20 protein-coding genes and 1 tRNA gene are annotated in these 20,724 nt (G+C 64.2%); 10 read left to right on the top strand and 11 right to left on the bottom strand.

Features of this window, described 5'->3' with window-relative positions:
• Window positions 1-65 precede the first annotated feature (65 nt).
• A complete protein-coding gene (locus IF809_RS12630) occupies window positions 66-518 on the top strand; it encodes an ArsR/SmtB family transcription factor (RefSeq protein WP_128969069.1) in 453 nt (150 codons plus the stop codon).
• On the top strand, window positions 518-862 hold the full coding sequence (locus IF809_RS12625) for an SRPBCC family protein (RefSeq protein WP_462837718.1): 345 nt from the start codon (window positions 518-520) through the stop codon (window positions 860-862). Before IF809_RS12630 ends, IF809_RS12625 begins: the two co-directional genes overlap by 1 nt.
• Window positions 863-931: 69 nt before the next feature.
• On the opposite strand, the gene IF809_RS12620 is transcribed toward IF809_RS12625, so the two are convergent.
• Entirely contained in the window at window positions 932-2,182 is a 1,251-nt protein-coding gene (locus tag IF809_RS12620) for a S1C family serine protease (protein ID WP_462837717.1), read from the bottom strand.
• 199 nt (window positions 2,183-2,381) lie between these two features.
• Here IF809_RS12620 and IF809_RS12615 point away from each other — a divergent pair, with 199 nt between their 5' ends.
• The 7 genes from IF809_RS12615 (at window position 2,382) to IF809_RS12585 (ending at window position 7,747) form a co-directional block, all read left to right on the top strand.
• Entirely contained in the window at window positions 2,382-2,999 is a 618-nt protein-coding gene (locus tag IF809_RS12615; RefSeq protein WP_462837716.1) for a hypothetical protein, read from the top strand.
• Complete coding sequence (locus IF809_RS12610; RefSeq protein WP_164938956.1) at window positions 2,986-3,360, top strand: transcriptional regulator; 375 nt, start codon at window positions 2,986-2,988, stop codon at window positions 3,358-3,360. Before IF809_RS12615 ends, IF809_RS12610 begins: the two co-directional genes overlap by 14 nt.
• Before the next feature lie 30 nt (window positions 3,361-3,390).
• Window positions 3,391-4,131 (top strand): di-trans,poly-cis-decaprenylcistransferase, encoded by a 741-nt coding sequence (locus IF809_RS12605; protein WP_462837715.1) that lies wholly within the window; start codon window positions 3,391-3,393, stop codon window positions 4,129-4,131.
• 130 nt (window positions 4,132-4,261) lie between these two features.
• On the top strand, window positions 4,262-5,788 hold the full coding sequence (bchE, locus tag IF809_RS12600) for a magnesium-protoporphyrin IX monomethyl ester anaerobic oxidative cyclase (RefSeq protein ID WP_462837714.1): 1,527 nt from the start codon (window positions 4,262-4,264) through the stop codon (window positions 5,786-5,788).
• Between the two features lie 137 nt (window positions 5,789-5,925).
• A complete protein-coding gene (locus IF809_RS12595) occupies window positions 5,926-6,456 on the top strand; it encodes an N-acetyltransferase family protein (RefSeq protein ID WP_462837713.1) in 531 nt (176 codons plus the stop codon).
• Between the two features lie 108 nt (window positions 6,457-6,564).
• Window positions 6,565-7,251, top strand: a complete 687-nt coding sequence (locus IF809_RS12590) for a DNA-3-methyladenine glycosylase I (protein ID WP_128969063.1) — start codon at window positions 6,565-6,567, stop codon at window positions 7,249-7,251.
• A 202-nt stretch (window positions 7,252-7,453) separates the two neighbouring features.
• Complete coding sequence (locus IF809_RS12585; protein WP_128969062.1) at window positions 7,454-7,747, top strand: hypothetical protein; 294 nt, start codon at window positions 7,454-7,456, stop codon at window positions 7,745-7,747.
• Window positions 7,748-7,811: 64 nt separating this feature from the next.
• On the opposite strand, the gene IF809_RS12580 is transcribed toward IF809_RS12585, so the two are convergent.
• Entirely contained in the window at window positions 7,812-7,952 is a 141-nt protein-coding gene (locus IF809_RS12580) for a ComC/BlpC family leader-containing pheromone/bacteriocin (RefSeq protein ID WP_143270143.1), read from the bottom strand.
• Between the two features lie 399 nt (window positions 7,953-8,351).
• Here IF809_RS12580 and IF809_RS12575 point away from each other — a divergent pair, with 399 nt between their 5' ends.
• Window positions 8,352-9,116: a DUF4272 domain-containing protein gene (locus IF809_RS12575; protein WP_462837712.1), complete on the top strand. Its 765-nt coding sequence runs from the start codon at window positions 8,352-8,354 to the stop codon at window positions 9,114-9,116.
• A gap of 397 nt (window positions 9,117-9,513) precedes the next feature.
• On the opposite strand, the gene IF809_RS12570 is transcribed toward IF809_RS12575, so the two are convergent.
• The 9 genes from IF809_RS12570 to IF809_RS12530 form a co-directional block, all read right to left on the bottom strand.
• A complete protein-coding gene (locus IF809_RS12570; RefSeq protein WP_462837711.1) occupies window positions 9,514-10,941 on the bottom strand; it encodes a DUF1963 domain-containing protein in 1,428 nt (475 codons plus the stop codon).
• Between the two features lie 222 nt (window positions 10,942-11,163).
• Window positions 11,164-11,240 (bottom strand) — tRNA-Arg (locus IF809_RS12565).
• Between the two features lie 67 nt (window positions 11,241-11,307).
• The gene (locus tag IF809_RS12560) at window positions 11,308-12,375 is read right to left on the bottom strand and encodes a sensor domain-containing diguanylate cyclase (protein WP_128969058.1); all 1,068 of its coding nucleotides are present in this window, start codon (window positions 12,373-12,375) and stop codon (window positions 11,308-11,310) included.
• Between the two features lies 1 nt (window position 12,376).
• Window positions 12,377-15,490: a bifunctional diguanylate cyclase/phosphodiesterase gene (locus tag IF809_RS12555; RefSeq protein WP_462837710.1), complete on the bottom strand. Its 3,114-nt coding sequence runs from the start codon at window positions 15,488-15,490 to the stop codon at window positions 12,377-12,379.
• Window positions 15,491-15,665: 175 nt separating this feature from the next.
• Entirely contained in the window at window positions 15,666-16,748 is a 1,083-nt protein-coding gene (locus IF809_RS12550; protein ID WP_462837709.1) for a branched-chain amino acid ABC transporter permease, read from the bottom strand.
• Window positions 16,745-17,755: a branched-chain amino acid ABC transporter permease gene (locus IF809_RS12545; protein WP_462837708.1), complete on the bottom strand. Its 1,011-nt coding sequence runs from the start codon at window positions 17,753-17,755 to the stop codon at window positions 16,745-16,747. Before IF809_RS12545 ends, IF809_RS12550 begins: the two co-directional genes overlap by 4 nt.
• Window positions 17,752-18,474, bottom strand: a complete 723-nt coding sequence (locus IF809_RS12540) for an ABC transporter ATP-binding protein (RefSeq protein WP_462837707.1) — start codon at window positions 18,472-18,474, stop codon at window positions 17,752-17,754. The genes IF809_RS12545 and IF809_RS12540 overlap by 4 nt, the downstream gene beginning before the upstream one ends.
• The gene (locus IF809_RS12535; RefSeq protein WP_462837706.1) at window positions 18,471-19,247 is read right to left on the bottom strand and encodes an ABC transporter ATP-binding protein; all 777 of its coding nucleotides are present in this window, start codon (window positions 19,245-19,247) and stop codon (window positions 18,471-18,473) included. The genes IF809_RS12540 and IF809_RS12535 overlap by 4 nt, the downstream gene beginning before the upstream one ends.
• 175 nt (window positions 19,248-19,422) lie before the next feature.
• The gene (locus IF809_RS12530; RefSeq protein ID WP_164938954.1) at window positions 19,423-20,607 is read right to left on the bottom strand and encodes a substrate-binding domain-containing protein; all 1,185 of its coding nucleotides are present in this window, start codon (window positions 20,605-20,607) and stop codon (window positions 19,423-19,425) included.
• Window positions 20,608-20,724: the final 117 nt, after the last annotated feature.

The raw sequence follows: 20,724 nt of genomic DNA, 5'->3' as shown, positions 1-20,724 counted from the left end.
TCTGATGCATCGCGTCGGGCGGGCTCCCGCTTGACGCGATCGTGCTTGCGTTTATACTAAACCTAATGGTTAAGTATCAGGACGAGACGCTCGATCGCACCTTTGCCGCGCTGTCCGACCCGACGCGGCGAGCCCTGCTCGCGCGTCTCGGCGACGGGGACAGCCTGTCGGTGAGCGAGCTGGCGGCGCCGTTCGCGATGTCGCTGCCGGCGATCATGAAGCATCTCGACGTGCTCACCGATGCCGGCCTGATCGTGCGGGAGAAGAGCGGGCGCACCGTCTCCTGCCGGCTCACCACGCAGCCGATGGAGCGGGCGATGAACTGGCTCAATCGCTACGCGCAGTTCTGGTCGGAGAGTTTCGATCGCCTTGCCGCCTTTGTGGAGGACAAACCATGGTCAACGCAGTCGCCGGCGTCGCCGAACGTGCAAACGAAGCGCCGAGCCTCACGCTCACGCGCCGCCTCCGCGCGCGGCCGGAAAAGGTCTTCGCCGCCTGGACGCAAGCCGAGCAGCTAGTGCAATGGTTCGGGCCGCCGAACATCAAGCCGGCGACGCTCCATGCGGACCTCGATGTTCGCACCGGCGGCCGCTTCCGCATCTCGTTCACCCGCGACGACGGCGAATATTTCGAGGCCGGCGGCATCTACCGCGAGGTGATGCCGAACGAACGTCTGGTCTTCACCTGGGCCTGGCATTCGACGCCCGAACGCGAATCGCTGGTGACGATCACGCTCAAGCCGGACAGCGCCGGTACGCTGATGATCTTCCATCACGCCCAGTTCTTCGACGAGACTGCGCGCGACAACCACCAGCGCGGCTGGAGCTCGTTCTTCGACAAGCTCGACGCCTTTGTCGCCTGAGTCCTCTCGGAAAACCAGCGGTCCGGGATTACGCTCCGCTCCATCCGGGCTACGAGACCGGCTTTGCCGCTACTTCTTCGCGTCCGCCTGCACCGTGCCGTTGCACGAGATCAGCATCGTGTAGGCACGGGCGTTGCCGGCGATCTCGGTGGTCTTGAGCTCGCCCCGCGGTTCGGCCGTCTGGTACGGCACCACGGAATTGTCGAGGAAGTCGCGCAGCGCGCCCGTCTTGATCGCGAAGTTGATGTTTTCGGGGATGTCGCCGGTTATTGCGGCGATGCGCAGTCCAGGGATCTTTCCTGTGACCACGCCGACGATCTGCCCGGAGGTGTCGAACAGCGGGCCGCCGCTGTTGCCGGGCTGCACGGGCGCGCTGATCTGCAGGAAGCGCGAATCGTTGCGCATGCCGCTGAGCGAGCTCACGATACCTGTGGTCACCGTGAAATCCGAGGTCAGCAGCCCGTGAAGGGGAAAGCCGATCGCGACGACGGAATCGCCGGAGCGGATCGAGCGGTCGCGGATCCTCGCGAAATCCCTGAATGTCGTCGTCGACGCGGGCTGCAACAAGGCCAGATCGTTGCTCGCGTCGTTCGACACGACGCGCAACACCATCGCGGCTTCGCCGGTGAGATTGCCCTTGAGTTCGCTGCAACCGTCGATCACGTGGTTGTTGGTGACGATGTGGCCGCTGGCGCTCACCACGAAGCCGGTGCCAAAGCCGCTCTTGGTCCCTCTGCTGGATTTGGCTGTCGGTGGTGAGCCCTGCTTGTCCGCCGCAGTTGCCGGCTTCGTTGCGCCTTTGGTGAAGTCACCCGCCTTGTCGAGCCCGTCGGCTTTCACCCGGGTCACGCAATTGGCCAATGCGGCGATCGCCGGGCCGGTTGACCTGAGGTCGAAGTTCAGGACGGCGTGGCCGGCCGTCGCGACCATCAGGCTCGCCTTCTGAAACGTATGCACGACGTTCAGCGGCATGACGGCCGTGAGCATGTCGGACCGGTACGCCGTGGCGTACAGCCTGGCTTGCTCCCGCCCGTCGAAGGTCACGTCGATTGCGGCGTTCTCGTCCTTGTTGAAGTGATAGTTGGGACTGGCAAAGGCGAGCGACCATATGCCGGCGGCATTTTGGCTCACGACGAGGATGACGCCGTTCGCATAAGGCGCCGTCGCCGCGCAATGGGAGAAGGCGCCCGTTTCGTCGTTGCTGAAGGCGCCGCCGACCCAGCCGCCGACATTGACCGTGCCAAATGGTCCTTTCGCATGCGCCGCCCCAACCAGACACACCTGCAGCAGAGCTGCAGCGACGAACGACCTTAACCGCATGACTTCCCCCCAGGGCACCTTGGCCGCATCTTAGCTGGGCCGGCGGCCGGGATGCAACCGACAGTTGTCCGGTCGTGCCCCTCCTGTCCTGGACGAGTTTCATCCTTGCCTTTACTTTGTAATGCGGTATACTTTGCGATACAAAGTGACCGGGCAAGCCGGTCCGTGAGCCGGGTGGAGCGGAGTTTTGGCGTTGCCGATGCGGGATCTCGACAAGGCGCTGGCCGACATCGTGGCGATCCGCAGCCAGATCGCGGCCGGCACCGCGTTCCGCGGTTACGGTCCTGCGACGATGGTCGCCACCGGCGCGGTTGCACTCGTCACCGCCATCCTGCAATTCTGGCTGCTCGGCGATCCCACGGGTGAGCCGCTCGGTTTCTTTTTCGGCTGGTTCGTTGCAGCGGCGCTGTCCGGCCTGATGATCTGGATCGAGATGCGCGCGCGTTCGCGTCGTCATCATTCCGGCCTTGCCGACGCGATGATCCACCAGGCCGTCGAACAGTTCCTGCCGGCGGGCGTCGCCGGCGTGCTGCTTGCGGTGGTGATGTGGAAGTTCGCCGCCGAGACGCTGTGGCTGCTGCCGGGATTGTGGCAGATCCTGGTGTCACTCGGCATTTTTGCATCGGTTCGTTCGCTGCCGCGCAGCGTCGCGTTCGCCGGCGCCTGGTACTTCGTCTCGGGCTTTGTGGTGGTGGTGCTGGCGAGCGGGACCCACATGCTGTCGCCGTGGACCATGGGGCTGCCTTTCGTGGTTGGCCAGTCGATGATGGCGGCCATTCTGTATTTCGCGTCCGGAGACAATGATGTCGAAGACTGACAGCGCGCCTTTCTCCTATGAGGGGCTCGATCGTGTGATCCACGAGAAGGCGAGGCTCGGGCTTCTGACCTCGCTGATGGCTCACCCGAAGGGGCTTGCCTTCGCCGATTTGAAGCAGCTCTGCGGTCTCACCGACGGCAATCTCAGCCGGCACCTCGCCGTGCTCCAGGAGGCCGGCCTCGTCGAGGTGACCAAGGGCTACGAGGGCAATCGCCCGCACACCACCTGCCGTCTCACCAAGACCGGCCGACGCCGCTTCCTCGACTATCTCGCGGTGCTCGAGCGGCTGGTGCGCGATGCCGCCAAGGCCGCCGGCCGCGAGGCAACCCCGCTCGGTCACCTCGGAATTCTCCCGACCTGACCGATCCCTTTTTTGACCGGAGACTTTGCGATGCAAAGTGACGTCACGTCCCACAATGACAAGCTTCATGTCGGCATCATCATGGACGGCAACGGACGATGGGCGACACGGCGAGGCCTCTCGCGCGTGCGCGGCCATGAGGCCGGCGTCGAGACGATCCGTCGCATCGTCGAGGCAGCGCCCAAGCAGGGCATCGGCACGCTGACGCTCTACGCGTTCTCGACCGACAATTGGCGCCGGCCGAAAGCCGAGGTCGCGGCGCTGATGACACTGCTCCGCTTCTATCTCGCCAATGAAGTGCAGAGCCTGGTGATGAATGGCGTGAAGCTCAACGTGATCGGCCGCCGTGATCGCCTGCCTGAAGGCATCGCTAACGCCATCGCGCGCGCAGAGGACGCCACCGCACACGGCGCAACGCTGCACTTGCGGATCGCCGTCGACTACTCCGCGCGCGATGCCATCCTGAACGCCGCGGCGAAAGCCGCCGCGCTGACCAGCCTGACCCGCGAAGCCTTCTCGCAGCTCGTCACCGGCGAGGCCGGCTTGCGCGACGTCGATCTCATCATCCGCACCTCGGGTGAAAAGCGGCTGTCGGACTTCCTGCTCTGGGAAGGCGCCTATGCCGAGCTGCATTTCACCGAGCGGATGTGGCCCGAATTCGATGCGGGCGATCTCGCCGCAGCGCTGGCCTCCTTCCATGGCCGCGAGCGCCGTTTCGGCGGCCTTCAGGCCATCCTGCCCGAGGAGGTGCCTTCACTCTCGCGGGCGTAGGAGTGAGGTGGAGCCGAGCAAGGGCTCCGCGGCAGTTCCAGTACAATGTCTTCAGGTTCAGTCGGGGGATTGGGCTTCTTCATCGAAGTGGGACGGACGATCACGCCAGCCAAAGCGGGAGCGAAAGTCCATGCGTGTTCTTCTCGTCAATGTGCCTCATCCCTCGATCGGAAGTCGGATTCCGGACGATCATCTGCCGCCGCTCGGCCTGCTTGCGATCGGCGGGCCGCTGATCGACGACGGCCACGTCGTGCGGCTGATCGACGCCGAGTTCGGCCCGATGCCGGCCGCGGACATCATCAGCGAAGCAAACCGCTTTGCCCCGGATGCCGTGCTGTTCGGCCATTCCGGCTCGACCTCCGGACATCCCGTCATTTCAGAGATTGCGCGGGCCCTGGTGAAAGCGATGCCGCGCGTTCTGATCGTCTATGGCGGCGTCTTCCCGACCTATCACTGGCGGGAGATCCTGCGCGACGAGCCCCATGTCAGCGCGATCGTGCGCGGCGAAGGTGAAGAGACGGCGCGGCGCCTGATGCGAGCGCTCGAATGCGGCCACGATCTCGGCAGCATTCCCGGCATCGCGTTTCGCGACACTGCCGGTCCACGCGCGACGTCCCCGGCGCCCGTGATCGCGGACCTTGATGCCTATCGTATCGGCTGGGAGCTGATCGATCACGCGCGCTACAGCTATTGGGGCGGCCTGCGCGCCGTGGTCGTGCAGTTCTCGCGTGGCTGTCCGCATCTGTGCAATTATTGTGGCCAGCGGGGCTTCTGGACGCGCTGGCGCCATCGTGATCCCGTCCGCTTTGCCAAGGAGTTGGCGCGCCTGCATCGCGAGCACGGCGTCAAGGTCATCAATTTTGCCGACGAAAATCCGACCGTCTCGAAGAAAGCATGGCGCGCCTTTCTCGACGCGCTGATCGCCGAGAATGTCGAACTCATCCTGGTCGGCTCGACCCGTGCCGACGACATCGTGCGCGATGCCGACATCCTGCATCTCTACAAGAAGGCCGGCTGGCAGCGCTTCCTGCTCGGGCTGGAGAATACCGACGAGAAGACACTGGAGCTGATCCGAAAGGGCGCCACGACAGCGACGGACCGCGAGGCCATTCGCCTTCTGCGGCAGCACGGCATCCTGTCGATGGCAACCTGGGTGGTCGGGTTCGAAGAGGAGACCGATCGCGATCACTGGCGCGGGTTGAAGCAGCTGCTCGCCTATGATCCCGATCAGGTCCAGCTGCTCTACGTCACGCCGCATCGCTGGACACCGTATTTCCGCCTTGCGGCCGACCGGCGCGTGATCCAGCCGGATCGCCGTCGCTGGGACTACAAGCACCAGGTGCTGGCCACGCGCCACATGGCGCCGTGGCGGGTGCTGGTCTGGTTCAAGTTCACGGAGATGGTGCTGCAATGTCGCCCAAAGGCGATCTGGCGCGTGCTGTTTCAGCGCGATGCGGGCCTGCGTCATGCCATGCGCTGGTACACGCAGATGGGACGCCGGGTCTGGCCGCACGAGATCCTGGAATTCCTGCGCGCCCGACGGCTGCGATGGGGCCCGACGGTGCGGGAATTTTGGGGTGCGCCCCAGGATGCCGAAGAGCAGGCGATGACGGCAGCACGGCCGGAGCGGCGCGTTGGAAGGCGTGAGGCCGCATGAGCGCGGCCTCTGTGTGACGTCAAGCACGGGACAAGCGCAGTTCGTTTTCGGCAGCAAGATTGGCGGCCACGTCCAAGCCGCGAGCGCGTGACCTCGGCTAGGTCTGCTATTCCCGCAACCTGCCGAGAGCCTCGCGCATGTCACAGCTGTCTCTGGATGCCGTCGTCCGGCCGCATCGGATCACGGGTCCGGTCTGCATCCGTCCCGCCAAGGCATCTGATGTCCAAGGCCTCTCGATCTATTTCACCGGACTGTCCTCGACGTCGCGCAACAGGCGTTTCATGGGAGCGCGCGCCGACCTCGCGGTGGTTGCAGCGGAATGCGTCGCCAGGGCTGACCATCCCGGTCATTTCACCTTGCTCGCCGAACTCAGGCAGGGAGAAGGGCCGGGCACGATCATCGGCGAGACGCGATATGCCTTTGATGCGGCCGCGCGTTGCGGAGATTTCGCCATCTCCGTGGCCGATATGTTTCAGCGCAAGGGCGTCGGCCTGCAGATGATGAATGCGATGGAGCGGCAGGCGGGCGATCTCGGTCACGAGATGATCGCGGCGGAAACGGCGCGCGCGAATGCGGAGATGCGCGGCCTTGCAAAGAAGGCGGGTTATGAAGACACCGGCCTCGGAGACTGGCTGTCCATCCATCTTGCAAAACGATTGATGAGATAGCCAAGGCTTGCTCGACCCCGTGCGCCGTGCGAGCCGCCCGACGGCAGTGGGGCTGGACCGGATCGCCGAATTCTGATGTCGTGGAACACCTTTGTCGCAGGTGCCCGCATGACTTCCTTCAAGACCATTCGCGCCCGCGCCGAGAAGCGCAAGGGCGGTCCCAAGGCGCTCGACAGGCTGATGCCTGAGAAGCCGGACCACAAACGCCTGGCCAGGCTCGGCGACGATCGCATCCTCGCCGAGATGACCAAGCGGGTGTTTTGCGCAGGGTTTGCCTGGAGCGTGATCGACGCCAAATGGGACGGCTTCGAAGACGCCTTCCTGCGCTTCCAGCCGGCGAAGCTGAGCTTCCAGCCCGAGGATTATTGGGAAGGCCTGCTGCGCGACGCGCGGATCGTGCGCAACGGCGCCAAGATCATGTCGGTGCGCGAGAATGCGGCGTTCGTGCAGGAGATTGCGAAGGAGCACGGCAGCTTCGGCAGGTTTCTGGCGGCATGGCCGCCGTCCAACGAGATCGGCCTGCTCGATCTCCTCGCCAAGCGCGGCAGCCGGCTGGGCGGCAACACAGGGCAGATGCTGCTGCGTTTCGTCGGCTGGGACGGCTTCGTCACCTCGAAGGACGTCGTCGCCTGCCTGCGCGATGCCGGCCTCGACATCGCCGAAGAGGTCAAGTCGAAAGGCGATCTCGCAAAAGTGCAGGCGCAGTTCAACGCTTGGGCCGAGGAGACCGGCCTTCCCTACACCTATCTGTCACGCATCTGCGCACTTTCGATTGGCGAAGTCAGGAGCGAGTAGCGCAGCCCGGCGGATCGTGGAAATCCTGTGGCGATCCCACGACGTGAACACGGCAGATGCAGCACGCGATCACAAAATTCATCTTGCAGGAACATTCGCGCGCAGCACCTGTTCGGACGTTTGAGCCAGGCGAGACAGGCGCAGGGAACACGCACGCTCCGGCTCAGTTCCACGAAACGCGAATGACAGAACGGAGCAGCTCATGAAGCTCACATCCGAACAAGTGAAGCAGACCGTCAACCAGCTCGGCGCGCAGGTGCTGCCCGACGAGCATCCCGCCATGCCGCAGCTCAACAGCATGTTCGGCGAGCACACGTTCTTCGTCGACGAGATGGGACTGAAGGTCCTGGAGCCGACCCCGTCGGCCGGCGCGGACCGCGAGACCGGCGAAGTCGTCAGCCTCGCGGACTGGAGCGATGCAGATCTGACGCGCCTGATGGCACACGAGCCCGAGCCGACCGGCGTGATCGTCGTGTTCGAGCATATCAGGCACTGAATTCAGCGAGGACGGGGCCGCGTGCGGCCCCGTCCAGATGCTGCAGTCGAGAAATGACTTGAGATCAGGGACGGTCGAGCGGACGGCGCAGGTCGCCGGGGCCGCCGAACAGGCCGCGAAAGAACCCGGCAATGCTGCCCCAGAAGCTTCCGCCGGCGATGGTCTCGAGCTCCGTCTCCGTCAATTCGCGAGCCATGTTCTGCATGGCAGTCTCCTTTTGTATATCGGGCGGACCATTCCGCGCGCGATCCGAGGAGAATGCGGTTATGTCGGCCGCGCTGCCGTGATGGGGGGCACAGAGCCGGCTTTTCTGCGTACGAAGGAGTGTTGAGTCCGGCGCTCGGCGCGTTTGCGTGGATCGGTTCTGATCGTTGAGACGGACGCCGGACAGCGAAGAACCGGCAGAGCCCTCGTGCCATTTGATCCGCTGCAATCCGCCAGCGCCGGCGCGAGCGTTCGCGTGGCCCAGCGCGGTGAGCCGCTAGATACCATCCGGGCGCTGCCTTCTCGCCGCTGAACTTCACCACTTCAATACAACCTACGGGCGAATTTGGAGTATGCTCTGACTGGCGGGACAGGGTCGATTGCACCGGTTGGGGGCAGGATGGGTTTCTTCGATTGGTTGAAGTCCAAGACACAGGCGCAGGGGACGGGAGGTGCCGACGGTCCGGGCACCCCAAAGGACTTTATCCCGAGTGGGAGGGGGTTAGGGGAGAACAGGGGAATCCCAGCGGAAGCTGTTGACAGGAAGCTCCGATCGGAAAGGCTTCTTCAAGCCCAGGGTGTGCCTTTCATGGCGGCGTTGCCGGTTATCGACACCGCGTCTGAGGCGCTGAGACGCTCAAAAGAAGAGGTCGCGCTGCGCACTCTTTGTCTCCTTTTCGTTGCCGCAAAGGGCGAAGGGCTTGGTGAAGAGCTAGTAGAGCGACTTTTGGAATCATACGAACTCCGTCCGCATCTGACGCCCAAGGAGCTCGCCTTCGTGCTCGACAATTCCCCCTCGCAGCCCGACCGGATTCAATTCACGTGGAGGCACGAAGCCGCCTGGACGCTGCTTTGGGCATTGGGCTTCGTGGCCCAACTCGGCGAGCCAACTCAGATTTGCGACGTACCATTCGCCGCGAGCACGATGGCCGAAAGGACAACCTCACAATTCATCGAAGACGCCGAACTTCGTCCGATCGCTGACATTCTCGATCAAGCTGATCTGATCTACAGGTACCACTGGGCCGTTCGAAACGCCCAAATCAAAGGACTGCGAGTACCGGCAGATCTCGATCCCGGTGTAACGGAAGAAAGACACTACGCTTTGAACTGGCTTATCGGATACAACGAGCAAGCGTGGGATGATGTCACGACTGACACCTAACATCCCATTGCGGTAAGGGTCTGCGGCGGTACTCTGAGCAGAGCTTTATCGCAGCGTACTCTCGTCGAGATCGCGACGTCTATTTTGCCGTCCGCTAGCGACCATACGACCGTTCTCATATCCAACCGGGACGGGTCTGCTCGTCGTCGCGCCAGAATTGCGGATCATCCGGTGTCGCCAACCGTGACCCCTAATAGTGCTGGCAGCGGCTCTCAGGGCCGGTGGACGTACTTGGGCATAGAACTGGCGCGCCACGGCCGATGAAGATGGGCACTATTGCTTCGCCGTGGCGCTATGATTCCATAGCCGGCGATACGCTCGAACGGGCGAAGTTGCGACGGGCCGCGATCTCACGCTACGCCCTCGTCCCGAAGACACGATCGAACGCGCCAAGGGGTCAATGCCCCTCGATCGTTACGCGGACCCGGTCAAATCTTTCGGCGCGAAGATCGCTCACGGAAATCCAATATTGCAGCACGCCGCAGTCGGCCAGCATCCACGGCACGGCCCAATCGGTGTCGAGTTGCAGGAGGAGCACGTCGCTGAGGAGCAGATCCCCGGCTGCCAGCGTATGGCGCCGTGGTGCGCCCTGCACATCGCGGCCGGCGCCGAGCATTTGGTGGCGTCCGGCCCGGCGGGGCCATTTGCCCGCCACCAGCACGCTGTGCTCCATGCGCAGCTCGCCCATCATTTCCTCGGGCACGAGCGACGATGCGGCTTCACTGGCGGACAGGCAGATGTGAGCGCCAGTGCGCACTGTTTTCCAGCTCAGCTGGTTGAGGACCCGCGCGCACCTGCTATCGGTTATCGGGTCGACGGCGGCGGCGTTCATCTCCTCGAGCCAGCTCCAGAACGCCATTCGGTCTGCCTCCGGCACAGGGCTCGTGAGTCCGGCACTGCGCGACCTCTCGATCCACCCGTTCGCTGTGGTCAGAGCATTCTCGTAAGCTGCCCGGACCGCCGCGGGGTCAACGGGCCACGGTTGGCCGGCCGCATCCTTGCCGCGCTCGATTTGCTTGATGCCCCTTTCGAGCACCTCCTTGAGGAAGAGGCCGCAAAAGACCTCGATATCGATCCAGCCCGCGGGAAATGTCGTTGTGGGCCGCTGAACGGTTCGCCTCGCCGCAAAGTCGTCCTTCGGTCCGGGGAGCGCATCTGCGATCACGGGATCGCCATAGAAACGCGCGAGCTCGGCAGCTTGCTCCTCCTCCCAGATCTGCTGGTAGCGCCCCGCCGAATTGCCGTCCAATTCCCTCGGGTGCTCTTCGGCAAAGGTGCGCACCACACCCATCGTCATGGCCTTCCTGGCGAATGCCCTCGGGTAGTCGTGCCGGTCAGTATGCTCGAGCCACGGGAAATAGAATCTGGCGTTCGAGGCTCCGTAGCACGGCGGCAGATCGTCCGGTGGACGCACCTCACGGCAAGGTTCTGTGGTGTCGCGGCTGAGAACGACGTGGTTGGGCCAGCTCTGAGCCTCATCCAAGCCGTCAAAGACATCCCAATTCACGAAGAAATGCAGCACGCCGCTTGCCGGCAGGAACTTGCGGAGCTGGAAGTCGGGAAGCTCCGCACAGTCGACTTGCGCCATGAACGAATAGGGCGTGCCGTCCGGTGCGCGTGGCCAGCGAAAATCAGCCGGCGCCGTCGGCAGGCCGCCGAAATAAGTGCGGCCGCTGATCGGGAAGCGCGGCGGGAACTGATGTTTGAAGACGGCCGATTCGTCGGCCGTCCGATGCAACAGGGCGCGTATGTCCTCGTCGCCGGCCGCCGGCGGATAGTTCGAGGGATCCCCAAACGGCTTATTGAAATTGCTCGACAGCGCCATCGCAATCACGGCCTCAGTATGGAGTTTCGGTAAGCCAATACGCGAAAATCCGTTAACAGACGCCTTTGGATTGCATGCGGATGCAAGTGTTGACGATTGCATTTATGAGATAGATATCCGGCTCATGCTCGTTTCTCGAACCGCGTCTTCGTCACAGTCGGGATGAGCTATTCGGGCGGCTTGCGGCGGCCAAATCGCACGGTGTCGTGCAAGATCGTAAGGTGGCGCGCCCGACACGATTCGAACGTGTGACCTTTGCCTTCGGAGGGCAACGCTCTATCCAGCTGAGCTACGGGCGCAACGAGGCCTCATTTAGCCTAATGGCGAGGGGTGGGCAACCGGTCTTGCCGCGGGATGAGCCGTGCATCAGGCCGATTTGCGCGGGGAGGAGCCAGGAACCTGGCCGCTGTCAGGCACATCGTCCCGGCCGAGGCCTGCGAATTCGGCCAAGACCCGATCGGAGCAGACGATGCGGTTGCGGCCGAGCCGCTTGGCGGCATAGAGCGCCTGGTCGGCGGCGCTCAATAGCCGGTCGGGGGCGCTGTCGGTCTCGCCGGGGACGTGACTGGCGACGCCCACACTGAGAGTGACGTGGTTGCCGGCCCCATGGGCGCCGTGGACGATCCCCAAGGCCAGGACGGCACGGCGGATCTGCTCGGCGATGGCGCAGGCATCGTCGCAGTTCAACTCGGGCAGGATCAGCGCGAACTCCTCGCCGCCATAGCGGCTGGCAAGGTCGAGCGGGCGCACCGCATGCCGGCTGACGACACCGGCGACCGCGCGCAGGCACTCGTCGCCGGTCTGGTGGCCGTGATGGTCGTTGAACAGCTTGAAATGGTCGACGTCGACGAACAGCAGCGCCAGCGGCTTCCGCGTCCGCTGCGCGCGCGCCCATTCGCTCATCAGCATCTGGTCGAACGAGCGGCGGTTCGAGAGCCCGGTCAGCCCGTCCTTGGTGGCGAGCTCCTTCAGCGCCGTCTCGGCGCGCTTCTGGTCGGTGAGGTCGCGCAGCGTCTCCACCACGGCGATCAGATTGCCGGCCTCGTCATGGATGGGGCCCGCGTCGATCGCAAGATAAAGCTGGTTGCCGAGCTTCGGCATCCGGCACCAGTTCTCCGCAGAAAAGCCGAGGCCGTTATGGCCGCGCGCGGCGTATTCCGGATAGAATTCCGGCAGCTGCTCGGGCCGGTCGAGCGCGACCAGATCGGCGAGACAGGGGCGCTTGGTCTCGTAGAAGGCCTGCCAGTGCTTGCTGGTGCCGATCACCTCGGAGGCTGCAACGCCGGTCAGCCGCTCGCAGGCCCTGTTCCAGATCACGACGCGCCGCTTCGGATCGATCACGAAGGTCGGCACCACCAGATGCTGCATCAACCGCACCGCGTAGGAATCCGCCACGTCGACGGGATCGGCGGGAGCCTTGGTGAGCTTTGCCATCTCAGGCCACCGCCGCCACAGGCAGGACATCATCAGGGCCGAACAGCCCGCGCACTTCCGCCGCCGGTTTCGGCTTGCTGAACAGATAGCCCTGCATCTCCGTGCAGCCGAGCGTGCGCAGCATCTCGCGCTGGGCCTCGGTCTCGACGCCTTCGGCGACCGTTGTCATGTTGCTGGCGGAGGCGATGTTCACCACGGCCTGGACGATCACGGGCGATCCGCTGGAATCGGCGTCGATGTCGGCGACGAAGCAGCGGTCGATCTTGATCTTGTCGAACGGGAAGCGTTTCAGATAGCTCAGCGAGGAATAACCGGTGCCGAAATCGTCGAGCGCGATGCGCACGCCGATCGAGCGGAGCTGGTGCAGGATCGAGAGCGCCGCCTCGTCGTCGCGGATCAACACCGCTTCGGTGATCTCGAGCTCGAGCCGGCGAGGATCGAGCCCGGAGGCGGCGAGGGCGCCGGCGATCCGAAGCGCCAGCGTGTCGCATTTGAGCTGGACCGGCGATACGTTGACGGCGAGGCGGACATGAAGGGGCCAGGTCGCGGCCTCGTTGCAGGCCGTGCGCAACACCCAGTCACCGAGATCGTTGATCAGGCCGGTGTCTTCGGCGATCGGAATGAATTCGGCCGGCGATACCATGCCGCGTTGCGGATGGCGCCAGCGCAGCAGCGCCTCGCAGCCGGAGACCATGCCCGTGCGCAGATTGACCAGCGGCTGATAATGGATCTCGAAGCCGCCATTGACCAGCGCCTGGCGCAGATCCTGCTCCAGCGTGAGGCGGGCCTTGGCGCTCGCATCCATTTCCGGCACGAAGAAGCGATGGGTGCGCCGCCCTTCCGCCTTGGCGCCGTACATCGCGAGGTCGGCATTCTTGACGAGCTGGTCGAGATCGGTGCCGTCCTGCGGTGCGAGCGCGATGCCGATGCTGGCGTCCGTCGAGAGCTGGTGTCCGAGGCAATGATAGGGGCGGCGGATCGCTTCGTGAATCCGCGTCACGAAGGCCAGCACGTCGGCGGACGAGTCGATTCCGCTCTGGATCACGGCGAATTCGTCGCCGCCGAGCCGCGCGATCAGATCGCCCGGCTTCAGACAGGCGCGAATACGGCCCGCGATCGCCTTCAGCAGCTCGTCGCCGACATGGTGGCCGAGTGAATCATTGATGCCCTTAAATTCGTCGACGTCGATATAGAGCAGCGCGAATTGGCTGCCGCCGGCGACCTTCTCGAGCTCGCGCTCGATCTGCTCGCGGAACAGCGTGCGGTTGGGCAGGTCGGTCAACGGGTCGTAATGCGCCATATGCGCGATCTTTTCGTGGGCGCGCCGTCGCTCGGTGACGTCCTCGACCACGTTGATGAGGTAGCGCGGCTCGCCGGACCCGTCGCGGATACCGATCCGGGTTGAGGTAATGTACCGCTGTCCCATGGTCAGACTCGGCCAGGCATGTTCATCCTTGAACAGCCCGTCGACGGCTTGCAGCGCCTTGCTGTCGTCCTCGGTGACGTCCCTGGCGGACTCCTCGGGGTATATGTCGAAGGGAGTCTTGCCGATGACGGTTTCGCTCGATCGACCGAATTGCTCCTCCGCGGTGCGGTTGATCAGCAGATATTGCCGCGTTCGAGCGTCCTTCACCGTGATCTGCGACGGGATATGGTCGATGATCTCGCGCAGGAACGTGTAGTTGCGATCACGTTCCTGCTCAAGGTTACGCCGTTCGGTGATTTCCTCGATCGTGGCGACCCAGCCTCCCTGCACCAGCGGGGTGTTGATGACCTGAAACGCGCGGCCGTTGGGCAGCAGATGGATCTTGGTGGAAACCGTGCCTTCGGCCACGACCCGCATCACGTCGGCACAGAACTCCTCGACGTCGCCGTCGAAGGCGCCGCACTCCTTGCGATGGTACATCGCCTCGAGGATGTGGCAGCCCGGCTTGATCACGTCATGGGAGAGGCCGAACATGTCGGCGTAGCGGCGGTTACAGGTGACGATGGTGCCGTTCGCATCGTACAGGATCAGGCCTTGCGACATGTTGTTCATGGCGGTGTCGAGCCGCAGCCGTTCGGCTTCCAGCCGCTGCTGGGCGTCGCGGTTCTGCCGGTTGATCTGACGAATGATCAGGAACAGGATCAGCGCGATCACGGTGGCCGAAAGCGCCGCGGTCATGATCATGAACCCGGTCTGCTGCCGCCAGTCTGCAAGCGCGGCCGCTGTGGTGTTTGTGGCGGCGATGATCAGGGGGAAATGCGTGAGCGATGCGGCCGAGCCGAGGCGTTCCCCGCCGTCGACCAGACTCTTGATGCGAAGCGTTTGCCGGCCGCCCTTGGCCAGCACCTTCTGTAGCAGGGGCCCATCCTTGAAGCTCTTGCCGAGCAGTTCCTCGTTGTTCGGATAGCGGGCGAGCATCTTGCCTTCGCGGTCGAACAGCGAAATCGCGGTCCCCTCCGCAAGAGCCACGGACGCGAAATATTGCTGGTAGCTGTCAGGGTCGATCCGCCGGACCATCGCCCCGACGAAGGTGCCGTCAGGCAGGCTCAGCCTGCGCGCGACGATCGTGGTCCACTTGCCGATGATGAAGCTCCGTACCGATTCCAGCAGTACGGGCTCTGCCGTCGGATTGGTCTTGAACGTCCGGAAGTAGGCACGCTCGGAGATGTTGATCTTGGGCAGCGGCTGGGCGCGCGACCAGTTGATCAACTCGCCGTCGACGTCGTAGATCGCGATGTCGCCGAGATAGGGCACGGCGCTGATCTTGCTGCGCAGCATCTGGTTCGCATCGTCTCCCGACATGCGCTCGCGGAACATCTGGGGCGAAGTGATCTCCGGCAGCTTCATCTGGCCGATCACATCCGCGGCGACGACGTCGGAATCTTCGAACTGCTGATCGAAATGCCGCGCGATCAGCTGCACCGTGTTTTCAAGTTCGCGCTCGCGGTTGGCCAGCGTGCGCTCGCGAAAGTCCCCGATCGCCATGGCGGTCACGGCGAATATGCCGGCGACCAGCAGCACGCCGCACATTGTCAGCCACAACACCGGGCCGCGCCGCGTCGCGGCCTCCCAGCCGCCTCTGGTGGCCAGGGACATTCCGGCTGCGATCCTGGACAAGATCTGACGCATTCCCCCCTCCCTCGAAGGACAGGAATACACCTCACAAATGGCGCAAACCTTAGGAAAACCAGTTACCTAAGCATTAATCCGGTTGCGGATTCGGCCCCGAAACAAGCGCAGCGCGAATCGCGCGCCGGTTGCAAGCGGTCCGCAACGATCGCTGCGCTGCATCGTGAACCGATGGTTAATGCGATGTGCCCGCGCCCTTGCCACCGCCATGGCGCAGCCGCCCGACCACCCCGCTCGGGAAGAAGTAGACGCTGGCGATGAACAGCAGCCCGAGCCACAGCAGCCAGCGGTCCGGATGAAGCAGTCCCGGCAGCAGCGGCAGACCGGCTTCCGATGCCGCCTTGGAGGCAACGCCCATCAACGATTGCAGATAGTTCTGGGCCAGGATGAAGATCGTGGCGCCGATGATCGCCCCGTAGATCGTCCCCATCCCGCCGATCACGACCATCAGCAGGATGTCGAGCATGATCGAGAAGCTGAGCGAAGTGTCCGGGCCGGCATAGCGAAGCCATAACGCGTTCAGGATGCCGGCACCGGCGGCGACCAGCGCGGCGAGGCAGTTGGCGTAAGTCAGGTGAAAGACGGTACGAAAGCCGAGCGCCTCGGCGCGAAAGCGGTTTTCGCGGATCGCTTGCAGCACGCGGCCGAACGGCGAGTTCACCACACGCAGCAGGGCAAGGATCATCAGGGCCGAGATCGCGAACACCAGGTAGAAGGTCAGGATGCGGCCATTGATCTCGAAGCCGAACAGGTTCTTGGAGATAAGCACCGTGCCGGGGCGCAGCAGCTCGGGGAGCTGGAAGCTGCGCCCGTCCTCGCCGCCGGTCAGCCAGGAGAGCTGCGAGGCCAGCACCTGGAAGGCGGATGCGACCGCGAGCGTGATCATGGCAAAGAAGATCGCCGCGACCCGCAGCGAGAACAGGCCTATGGCGAGCGCAAGCAGCGCGGCCAGCGGCAGCCCGACCACGATGCCCGTTGCCACCGCCGCCCAGTTCGGGCCCATGCCGTACAAGGCGATCGCGATCGCGTAGCTGCCGATGCCGTAGAACATCGTGTGCGCGAACGACACCGAGCCGGTGTAGCCGAGCAGCAGATCGTAGGAGGCGACCAGCGCGGCGAACACGCAGATCTTGGCCGCGACGTTCAGCGCCTTCGCGCCCGGAAACAGGAACGGCGTCGCCGCCAGCGCCAGGATGATGACGACGAGAATCAGCGTGAGCACGCGGCTCCGCGGCGAATCGCCTGACAGGATCATCATCGGCTGGTCACCGCATAGAGACCGCGCGGCCGCCACATCAGAATGGCGACCATCAGCAGGATGTTGGAAACGAGGGCGAGTTTCGGCACCAGGAAGCCGCCGTAATTGGCGACCATGGCGACCAGGATCGCGCCGATGAAACAGCCGCCGATCGACCCCAGCCCGCCGATGATGACGACGACGAAAATCAAGACCGTGAGCTCGTCGCTCATGGAGGCGTGGACCTGCTCGCGATAGAGCGCCCACATCACCCCGCCGAGGCCGGCGAGCGCCGACCCCGTCATGAATACGCCCAGGAACAGCCGGCGGATGCGATAGCCCAGCGCCTCGACCATCTCACGATTCTCGACGCCGGCGCGGATCAACAGGCCGAGCTTGGTGCGGTTGAGCACGAGCTGGATCGCGACGAAGACGGCGAGCCCGATCACCATCGCCAGCACACGGTATTTTGCAATGGCGACGTCGCCGAGGATGAAGGAGCCTCTCAGCGAGGCCGGCAGCGGCATCGGGATGATCTGCGGTCCCCACAATGCGTAGAGCGTCTGTTCAGCGACGATCAGGCCGCCCGTCGTCATCAGGATCTGCTTCAGGTGCTGACCGTAGACGGGGAGGATCAGCACGCGCTCGACGACGAGGCCGAGGGCGCCGGACACCGCCATCGACAGCAGCGCCGCCGGCGCCAGCACCGCGAGATTGATCCAAAGCGAATCGGCCTGCACCGAGGCCGCGAACGGCGCGAACACCAATGTTGCGATATAGGCGCCGACCGCGATGAAGGCGCCGTGGCCGAAATTCAGCACGTCCATCAGGCCGAAGACGAGCGTCAGTCCGGAGGCCATGATGAAGATCATCATGCCCATGGCGAGGCTCGCGGCCGTCAGTGTCAGCCAGGAGCTGGTCGAGCCGATTAGCGGGATCATGAGAAGCGCGAGCGCGATCGGCAGCAGGGCCGGCGCGATGTCGCGCTTCGGCTTCGGCAGCGGATCGGATGCGGCGATTTCAGTCACTGATGTGCCTCCAGGCTCAAGCCGAGCAGCCGCTCCTGCAGCGGCACGTCGGCGGCGAGATCAGCCATCGCGCCGCGATGGACGATGGTGCCGTTGTCCATCACCAGCACGCTGTCGCCGAGCTCGCGGGCGGCAAAGAAATTCTGTTCGACGAGGAGAATGGTCGCCCCCTTGCGCTTGATCTCCTTCAGGCACTCGATCAGCGCCACGACGATCGCGGGCGCCAATCCCTTGGTCGGCTCATCGATCAGCAGCAGCTTGCGCGGCTCGATGATGGCGCGCGCGATCGATAACATTTGTTTTTGCCCGCCCGAGAGGCTTCCGGCGCGCGACAGCCAGAACCGGCGCAGCGCCGGGAAGAAGCCGAAGATCCAGTCCAGCTGCTTGTCGTCCATCGGCGCGTCGCGGGCCGCGAGGACGAGATTTTCCTTCACCGTCAAATCAGAAAACACCGCCATGCTCTCGGGCACGTAACCAACGCCGAGCCGCGCGATGTCTGGCGTGGCGCGGCTCTCGATGCGCGCATCGCCGAGCGTGATCTCGCCCGCGGAGGCCTGCCACAGGCCCATGATGGTGCGCAGCGTCGTCGTCTTGCCGGCGCCGTTGCGCCCGAGCAGCATCGTGACCTGGCCCTGTGGCACGGCGAGGTCGATGCCCTGGAGGATGTGGTAGCGCCCGATATGGGTGTGCACGCCGGAGATTTTGAGCAGGTCAGTCATGCTGCACTCCCTGCAGCGTTCTTGGGTGCAACGCCAAGATAGGCTTCCTGCACGATCGGCGAGGCGATCACCTCCGCCGGCGGGCCGTCGGCGACGAGCTGGCCGTTATGCAGCACGATGATGCGGTCGGCGAGCGAGCGCACCACGTCCATCTTGTGCTCGACCAGCAGGATGATCTTGCTTCTGTCCTGCTTGAGCTGCGCGATCAGGTTCAGGACCACAGGTACCTCGTCGATGCTCATGCCGGCGGTCGGCTCGTCGAACATGAACACCTTCGGCTCCAGCGCGATCATCAGCGCCACCTCGAGCTTGCGCTGGTCGCCGTGCGACAGCGCGGTCGCGGCGACGCCGCGGCGGCTGCCGAGTGCGACCTGGTCCAGGATGGCGTCGGCGCGCACGATCAGGTCGCGGCGCAGCATCCAGGGCCGCAGCATGTCATAGTGGGTGCCGCTCGCCGCCTGGACTGCGAGGCGGACGTTCTCCTCGACCGTCAGGTTCGGAAAGAGGTTCGTCAGCTGGAACGCGCGCCCCAGACCCGCACGGGTCCGCAGCGGCGCGGATTGCTGGGTGATGTCGGTGCCGTCGAACAGGATGCTGCCGCTGGAGGCCCGCAGCTGGCCCGAGATCAGATTGAAATAGGTGGTCTTGCCGGCGCCGTTCGGCCCGACGATGGCGGTGAGCTCGCCCGGCCGGAACGTGCAGCTGACATTGTTGACCGCGACATGGCCGCCGAAGCGGATGGTGAGGTCGCGGGTTTCGAGGGAGAAGGTCATGAGGCTCGGACAATGATGAGACGAGATACGCCCGCGGGCACGCTGCGCTCCCTCCCCCGCTGGCGGGGGAGGGCCGGAGAGAGGGTATCTCCGCAATGGGACAATCCCCAAGAGGAGAAAGCCCTCACCCGCGCCTACGGCGCGACCTCCCCCGCAGGCGGGAGAGGTGACCAGCTCAGCGCTTGTTCTTGATCGGAACGTCCATGTCCTCGATCTTCAGCTCGCGCACCGGCTCGAGAATGGCCCAGGCGACGTTCGGATCGACCTTGACCTTGAAGTGATACATGCTCTGCAGCGCCTGATGGTCCTCTTTCCGGAACACCATCTTGCCCTTCGGCGTGTCGAACTCCATGCCCTCCATCGCCGTGATCAGCTTCTCGGTGTCGGTCGACTTCGCCTTGGTGACGGCGGTGACCACGGACATCGCGGCGGCGAAACCGCCCGCGGTGAAGAAATCCGGCGGCGCGTTGAAGCGCTTCTGGTGCTCGGCGACGAGCCAATCGTTCACCGGATTCTTGGGGATGTCGTAGTAGTAATAGGTCGCGCCTTCCATGCCGGGTAGGCTTTTATAGGCGGCGAGCGCCGGCAGGATGTTGCCGCCGGTGGAGAGCTCGATGCCGTAACGCTTCGGGTCCATGTCCTGGAGCTTCGCCAGCGGATTGCCGGCGCCGGCCCAGATCACCCAGATCACCTTGCGGCCGGGCTTGTCCTTCAGCGCATCGAACAGGCGCTGGCCGACCGCGGTGAAATCCGTGGTGCTGGTCGGGGCGTATTCTTCCGCGGCCAGCGTCGCGCCGGTCTTGGCCAGCGCCTCCTTGAAGGCGGCGACGCCATCGCGGCCGAAGGCATAGTCCTGCGCCAGCGTCGCAACGGTGACGCCCTGCTTGCCGATCGCAACCGCGTTGGAGATCGCGTCCTGCGAGGAGTTGCGCGCCGTGCGGAAGATGTAGCGATTCCACTTCTCGCCGGTAATCTGATCCGCGACGGCGGGCTCGACGATCAGGATCTTCTTGTTCTCCTCGGCGACGGGGAGAATTGCCAGCGCGGCGGCCGAAGAGGTCGTGCCGATCGCGATGTCGGCCTTGTCGTCCTGATAGGCTTCCGCGAGCGCCGCCTTGGACAGGTCCGGCTTGCCCTGGTCGTCCTTGGTGATGATGACGATCTTGCGACCGTCGATCGTCATCGTGCCCTTGGTGGCGTACTCGAAGCCCATCTGCAGGCCGGTCTCGGTCTGCTTGGCATAGGCCTCGAGCGGGCCGGTCTTGCCGTAGATCAGCGCGACCTTGAGGTCGTCGGCGTGCGCGGCGCTCGCCGCGGCCAACCCGAGAATGGTTGTTGTTATGATGAGTGAACGACGCACGATGGTCCCTCCTGATTTAAAGTTTCTCGGCAACAGCGATTTGCACAACAGTGCGAACATTGCAATTCAACCTTCCGGTTGATTGTATCGGCAGATGAGCTTGCATCATTTTTGGGC

The organism is Bradyrhizobium sp. UFLA06-24 (genome assembly GCF_054967145.1).
Note: the sequence above shows the minus strand (reverse complement) of the source record. Positions and strands in the feature narration are given on the sequence as shown.